This window comes from Chroococcus sp. FPU101 (genome assembly GCF_017312365.1).
Lineage (GTDB): Bacteria > Cyanobacteriota > Cyanobacteriia > Cyanobacteriales > Microcystaceae > Chroococcus.
In genome coordinates, this window is record NZ_BLJI01000035.1 from 37,637 (window position 1) to 44,259 (window position 6,623).

At 38.8% G+C, this 6,623-nt stretch carries 9 protein-coding genes and 1 pseudogene; 4 read left to right on the forward strand and 6 right to left on the reverse strand.

Annotated features, from left to right (window positions below):
* Positions 1 to 142: 142 nt before the first annotated feature.
* Entirely contained in the window at positions 143 to 850 is a 708-nt protein-coding gene (locus CFPU101_RS20845; RefSeq protein WP_374191982.1) for an NnrU family protein, read from the forward strand.
* A gap of 47 nt (positions 851 to 897) precedes the next feature.
* Here CFPU101_RS20845 and CFPU101_RS20850 read toward each other — a convergent pair whose 3' ends face one another.
* From CFPU101_RS20850 to dusA, 4 genes are all read right to left on the reverse strand, one after another.
* A complete protein-coding gene (locus CFPU101_RS20850) occupies positions 898 to 1,092 on the reverse strand; it encodes a hypothetical protein (RefSeq protein WP_242578142.1) in 195 nt (64 codons plus the stop codon).
* Positions 1,092 to 1,265, reverse strand: a complete 174-nt coding sequence (locus CFPU101_RS26365) for a hypothetical protein (protein WP_374191981.1) — start codon at positions 1,263 to 1,265, stop codon at positions 1,092 to 1,094. Before CFPU101_RS26365 ends, CFPU101_RS20850 begins: the two co-directional genes overlap by 1 nt.
* A gap of 72 nt (positions 1,266 to 1,337) precedes the next feature.
* Positions 1,338 to 2,702 carry an NAD-dependent succinate-semialdehyde dehydrogenase gene (locus CFPU101_RS20855; RefSeq protein ID WP_206817248.1) on the reverse strand — a complete coding sequence of 455 codons (1,365 nt, stop codon included), beginning with the start codon at positions 2,700 to 2,702 and terminating at the stop codon, positions 1,338 to 1,340.
* A 93-nt stretch (positions 2,703 to 2,795) separates the two neighbouring features.
* The gene (dusA, locus tag CFPU101_RS20860; protein WP_206817249.1) at positions 2,796 to 3,776 is read right to left on the reverse strand and encodes a tRNA dihydrouridine(20/20a) synthase DusA; all 981 of its coding nucleotides are present in this window, start codon (positions 3,774 to 3,776) and stop codon (positions 2,796 to 2,798) included.
* A gap of 20 nt (positions 3,777 to 3,796) precedes the next feature.
* On the opposite strand from dusA, the gene CFPU101_RS20865 reads away from it, so the two are divergent.
* From CFPU101_RS20865 to CFPU101_RS20875, 3 genes are all read left to right on the forward strand, one after another.
* On the forward strand, positions 3,797 to 4,216 hold the full coding sequence (locus CFPU101_RS20865; protein WP_206817250.1) for a hypothetical protein: 420 nt from the start codon (positions 3,797 to 3,799) through the stop codon (positions 4,214 to 4,216).
* 75 nt (positions 4,217 to 4,291) lie between these two features.
* Positions 4,292 to 4,669, forward strand: a complete 378-nt coding sequence (ebsA, locus tag CFPU101_RS20870; protein WP_206817251.1) for a type IV pilus biogenesis protein EbsA — start codon at positions 4,292 to 4,294, stop codon at positions 4,667 to 4,669.
* A 105-nt stretch (positions 4,670 to 4,774) separates the two neighbouring features.
* Positions 4,775 to 5,830: a phosphotransacetylase family protein gene (locus tag CFPU101_RS20875; protein ID WP_206817252.1), complete on the forward strand. Its 1,056-nt coding sequence runs from the start codon at positions 4,775 to 4,777 to the stop codon at positions 5,828 to 5,830.
* Between the two features lie 144 nt (positions 5,831 to 5,974).
* Here CFPU101_RS20875 and CFPU101_RS20880 read toward each other — a convergent pair whose 3' ends face one another.
* Both CFPU101_RS20880 and CFPU101_RS20885 read right to left on the reverse strand, forming a co-directional pair.
* Positions 5,975 to 6,253, reverse strand: a complete 279-nt coding sequence (locus CFPU101_RS20880; protein ID WP_206817253.1) for a hypothetical protein — start codon at positions 6,251 to 6,253, stop codon at positions 5,975 to 5,977.
* 223 nt (positions 6,254 to 6,476) lie between these two features.
* Positions 6,477 to 6,623: pseudogene (locus CFPU101_RS20885) on the reverse strand (substrate-binding domain-containing protein); the annotation flags it as partial.

Consider the following 6,623-nt stretch of genomic DNA (forward strand, 5'->3'; position numbering starts at 1 on the left):
AAATTAGGATTGCTTATTTAAAATAGTCTAGCCCATTTTTTGCCCTCGTAGAGACGTGACATATCGCGTCTGTACAAAACATATCGCATCAAAATCTAAGATAAGATAGGATTTGGTAAAAAATGTAAAGATTGGCGATCGCATGGGAATTTGGACAACTAGCCATTGGGTGATGCTAGGGCTGTTATTTTTATTTGCTTTAGTACATAGTGGTTTGGCTGCTTTGCGAATGTGGGCAGAAACGAAAATCGGGGTGAGATTGTATCGAGTTTTTTTTGCTTTATGTAGTCTTTCTCTAGCAGTTGTTTTAATTGTTTATTTTTTCAATCACCGCTATGATGGTTTAATCTTATGGAATGCACAAAACGTTTATGGTGTCAAGTCTTTTGTATGGATTCTTTCAGCCATTTCTTTTTTGTTCCTCTATCCCGCTACTTTTAATTTACTAGAAGTAGCCGCAGTCGCTAAACCTCAAGTCCATTTGTATGAAAGTGGGATCATTCGTATTACTCGTCATCCACAAATGGTCGGTCAAGTGATCTGGTGTATCGCTCATACCCTTTGGCTTGGAACAAGTTTTACTTTACTCACTTCTATTGGACTGATTGCTCATCATCTGTTTGCGGTGTGGCATGGCGATCATCGTTTAGAAAAACGTTATGGTGATGCTTTTCTCAAGGTCAAAGAACGCACTTCAGTTATACCTTTTTTGGCTATTCTCGATGGTCGCCAAAAACTTAAGCTAGAAGAATTTTTACGCCCTGCTTATCTAGGAGTTGCAGGCTTTGTTTTATTATTCTGGTGGGGTCATCCTTGGTTAATGCAGGTCACCTCTAGAGTCCCTTGGTAAAGAAATAAAAGTATGATGCCTTAGCGAAGTTTCTAGCTCGTTTTTATTTATTCTAACTTTTGTTTAATTAAAATTTCAACATCCTGAATCTCAGTATTTGAGTTTGGAATATCAAAAGTTTCTGGAGATGCTTCAGCGCTAAAACGGTCAACAAAAGCATGAAAGGCAGTCTTATCGTCAGGATGCGCTATGACATAAGCTCTTAACTCACCTTTTGTCATTGGACTAAAGTCAGGCTTCATTATAAGAACCTCCAAAGACCATGGCGATAAATTTCTATCTCTATGTTATCTCCAGCAATAAGAAATAAGTTGCCTGTACGTTCATCAAGACGGACAACAAAAATAGGGGTAAAGGTATTGATCAGAGATTGACACAGTATTACGCATCTGATACTTTGTTCGGCAGTTGGCAAGATTTTTAGACCTCACGACCCTTTAATATTGCATTAGGTTATCAGATAATATGAAGCTTTATCTTTCTCCCTCTATTTAATCCAAATGGTTTTGATATTGACAAATTCGTGAATTCCTTGTATTGCTAATTCACGTCCGTAACCCGATCGCTTGATCCCTCCAAATGGTAAACGTGGATCAGACTTGACTAAACCATTAATAAATACTGAACCTGCTTCAATTTCATTGATCAGTCTTTCTTGTTCTTTAGAATTATTTGTCCAAACACTCGAACCCAAGCCAAAAGGACTATCATTCGCTAGGGTGATCGCTTCATCAATATTTTTCACGCGAAATAGTAGCGCGACTGGCCCGAAAAATTCATCTTTTTCCCCTGGTGAACCTTTTGGAATATCCGTCAAAATAGTTGGTAAATAAAAATTACCCTGACTCTCTAATTTTTTACCACCGACTAATACTTTACCGCCCATTGCTACGGTTTTTTGAACTTGTTCGTCGATATCACTTAAAATAGAGGATGTCGCTAGTGGCCCAACATCAATAGTTTCATCCATTGGATGACCTACTTTTAAATATTGGAACTTTTGTACTAATAATTTTTCAAACTGATCAGCAATAGCATCAACTACAATAAACCGTTTTGCTGCAATACAAGATTGTCCATTATTAAGCATTCTAGAAGTAACTGCGGTGGTTGCTGCGGTTTCGACATCGGCACTTTCTAGAACAATAAACGGATCACTTCCCCCTAATTCCAAGACGACTTTTTTGATTTGTTTTCCAGCATTAGAAGCTAGACTTATTCCTGCAGGTTCACTCCCTGTTAGTGTAGCTGCTTTAACGCGATCATCATTAATAATATTTTCGACTTGAGACGCACCAATAAGCAAGGTTTGGAAGACTCCATCGGGAAAACCTGCCTCAGTTAAAATGGCTTCTATGGCTAAAGCGCATTGTGGTACATTAGAAGCGTGTTTGAGTAGTCCGACATTTCCTGCGGTGAGAGTAGGTGCAACAAAACGAAAAACTTGCCATAAAGGAAAATTCCAAGGCATGACCGCTAGAATAATTCCAAGGGGTTCATAACGAACAAAACTCAAACTCGCGTCGGTGGTAACTAGAACATCTTTAAGGAAGTCTGCACCATTTTCGGCATAATAACGACAAACGAGGGCGCATTTTTGGACTTCTGCGATCGCGCTTTTAATCGTTTTCCCCATTTCTAGGGTCATGGTTTCCCCTAGTTTAACCTGATCTCGTTCTAGAATATCGGCGGCAGTATTAAGCCATTCACTGCGTTGACTAAAAGAGGTTTGACGATAACTTAAAAAAGCCGTCTGAGCAATAGTTAATTTAGCTTCAATTTCTTCTGTACTTAAAGGTTCAAACGTTTTAACCGTTTCTCCAGTTGCGGGGTTAATTGTGGCGATACCCATAATCTATATTTACTCCCATGATGATTCTAGTCTAATGCGGTTCCCTAACCCGATTACTATGGTTGATACAATGCTTAATGTTTCTTCAAATATCTAGACGGGAATTTTTTCTAAAGCTTGAATAATAACCTTGACTCCCGCGTCTTCAAGGTAAGCATTTTCGCTAATATGACGTTTCCAAGCTTTTGTTCCATTTTGTCTGACAAATACTTGTAATAAATGCCGACTTATGCTATTTAGTTTTAATCCTTTACCCAACCAAAACTCCAGATAAGGCAACATATTTTCGATCACTTCATGTCGGGTGGGAGGTTGCGTATTTTCCCCATAGATATCTTGATCGACAGTAGCAAACAGATAAGGATTATCATATGCTTCCCGTCCAATCATCACTGCATCGACTTTTTGTAAGTGTTGTTGAACTTGTTCTAGGGTAGTAATACCGCCATTAATTTCGATAAGTAAATCAGGAAATTCTGTTTTTAAACGATAGACATCATCGTAACGCAATGGGGGAATTGTTCGATTTTCTTTAGGACTTAAACCTTTTAACCAAGCTTTCCGCGCATGAACCGTGAACCGACAACAACCTGCATCTGAGACAATCTTAACAAAATTTAACATATCCTCATAGCGATCGCGTTCATCAATTCCGATGCGATGTTTAACGGTTACAGGAATCATTACTGCTTTTTGCATTGCTTCAATACATCTAGCAACGGTTTCGGGTTGTGCCATCAAACACGCACCAAAATGTCCATCTTGTACTCGTGAACTCGGACAACCGACATTTAGATTAATTTCATCATAGCCTAAACCCTCAGCAATTCTGGCACATTCGCCAAGTTCTAAGGGATTATCGCCACCGAGTTGTAGAGATAAGGGTTTTTCTTCGGGGGAAAAACCGAGTAATTTTGTGCGATCGCCGTGAATAATCGCCGCCGTTGTAATCATTTCGGTGTAGAGTAAAGTTCGACGGGTGATCTGACGCATCAAATAACGAAAATGACGATCAGTGCGTTCCATCATTGGCGCAACGCTTAAAGGATTCATCGGTGGATTATCATAGTTCATACACGTTGTAGAAAATGATTATGCTGACTGGGCCTGAATTTTTAACCACTTTTTTGTACTATTTTGTCTGTACTGCACTGATTGTACTTTTAGTCATTTCTCAGGGTATGGGAATGAGTTTAGATCGCTCTTCCTATGTTATCGGAATGATCGCGGGTTTAGTGGCGGGTTTGTTGGGTGCCTACTTTAATCGTAGTGTGACGTTTTCGACCTCTTTTAAAGGCAACGCAAAAACCTTTCAAAGAAAATTCCAGAAAACTCTTTCAGAATTAGGGTTTGAGCAAAACGGACAAATGGAAGACTTTACGATCTATCGTAAATCTCTTTTTGCGGGTCGTGTTTTCGTCAAGACAGAAAAAGATACGGTGACAATTATGAGTCGTTCGAGTATTGTTAAACGCTTACAGCAAGAGTTAAATCTAAAATCTAACAATTTTTAAAGCCGTTTTAAATCGATGGTCAATAATTGGGAACTCTATCTATAAAAGAAGTTTTGGACGTTAAAGTTACTCAATATGCTTACACTCGAACAATTAGAAGCAGCGAATAAATCTGAAGTGCTTGTCTATATGCCTTACTATCCCAAAGACAAACATGGTCTTCTCCCTTATGCAATTACATTATATAATCAAGGATTTTTAGAAGGGGCGCGTCACATCGAAGGAAGTGAACTGATCCCGTTTGCTGCTTCTTGGTATGTGTCTAAGCTTCCTGCTGAGTTAACACGATGTCGTATTCAATTTGATGGACAAGCGGATCTAAGCTATGAGATGACAATACTTAATGCTGAATTCATTGACTATCTAATTGATGTGATCAAAACTTCTAAACAATTTGGGGTCGCCGATTTTCCGCAAGGTTTTTACCGAAAATTGTTACGCTTTGATGATTAATAGAGTCAAAATTGTAAAAATAAGTTTACCAATGACAGATGTAAAAGGTCGGCTTTTTATATAATTCTTGTAAGCTAGAGGAGAAAGTAACAAAAGGAGTTAGATGTGGCAAAATCTACTAAGTCTTTGCTGATTGGGTCGGTTGCACCCTATAGTGGTAAGTCTGGAACGATAGTAGGTCTTGCCCACCAGCTAAAGCAACAAGGTTTGAGTGTTTCCTATGGCAAACCTGTAGGGACAAGTTTTGAATCGACGCTTGCCGAAGATGATGTACAATTTATGCAGCAACTACTCGGTTTATCTGATAGTCAGGTGCGATCGCCTTTAATCTATCTCGACCCTGAAACGGTGCAAAAAAGTCTTTATGAAAACGTTAACCGAGACTACACCCAAGAGTTAAAAGATTATCTAAGTTCACTAGAAGGTGATATTTGTATCCTTGAAGGTGCGGGTAGTTTATCAGAAGGCAGCTTATTTAATTTATCACTTCCCGAAATTGCTCAAATTTTAGATATTCCAGTTCTTTTAGTCACTCGTTATACTTCTCTTTTAATGGTTGACGGACTTCTCAAAGCAAAAAAAGAACTTGGCGATCGTTTGTTGGGCACTATTATTAATGATGTGCCTTCAGATGCGCTAGAAGATTGTCAAACTTTAATCAAACCATTTTTAGAAAAGCATCAGATTTCTGTTTTAGGACTTTTACCGAAAAGCAGTCTACTCCGTAGTGTTAGTGTTCGAGAACTTGCAAAACAACTCAAGGCTGAAATTTTATGTCGTCCCGATCGATTAGATTTAATGGTAGAATCCTTGACAATTGGCGCAATGAATGTTAATGCAGCGATTGAGTATTTTTGTAAAGGTCAGAATATGGCAGTGATTACGGGAGGGGATCGAACTGATGTTCAGCTTGCCGCACTAGAAACCTCTACCAGTTGTTTAATTTTAACAGGTCATCTTACCCCTAATCCTCTTATCCTGAGTCGGGCTGATTATTTAGAAGTTCCCATCTTATCAGTAGATTTAGATACCTTAACCACAGTCGAGATCGTGGATCAAGCTTTTGGGAAAACCCGTATTCAAGAACCGATTAAGGTTCAATGTATCCAACAACTGATGAATACTTATTTCGATGTAAGCCGTTTGTTGAGTTTACTTTAAATAATGTTACGAAAGTTGTTAAACTATCATTCTTAAATAGGTGTCTAGGCAGGGGAGAGCTTAGAAGATTAATTCTTTAAAATCAGTTTTCTCCCCTGAAGAGCCTTAATTTTTCAGATGAATGACAATTTTGATTAGATGTTCTTAAGCATTTTCGCCCGATGCAATGGCGAAAAATCCAGGAACATTACCCCGCGCCGAGGCACCCGTTTTTTCGGAGACAATCACAGCACTAATTTGATCACTAAACAGGGCAACTTTTTTATCAGGCTGTTTGTCACAAGTCAACTCTAAAAGCTGTGGTGATGGCGATCGCATGGCGGACAGAATCGATTGAAACAGAGCTTCTGCGCTATCTGCGTCTTTGCGCTGTACTGAAATGGGAATAGGTGAGTATTTGAGGGTTACGTCGATAGTATACATATAATGATTTTGCTCGTTAGCTTCGCTTCATCTATTATGTCGCAAATGCCTTAGAGATTTTTTGTCTTTTTTAAGAAACAGACTGGAAATCTGAGAGAGTTTATCTTAAGATAGTAGAAGTTAAGAAAAGTAAAGATTTCTCACAAATCGTCTAGACCTCTCAGCTTAAACGTGAAAAGATTTAGACGATGCGAGTCATACATCCTATTCCCTTTAATGACACGGAGATTTGTTTTTGTTTGTTTGCAACAACCGTTAACGCATCAAAGGCAACAGGAAGTTCAATAAACTTAACGCCAGCAGCAGCACACTTTTGACGTTCAGAATCTTTAATCGGACGAGATGCGTTAGAAATATCGGTTTCACCTGC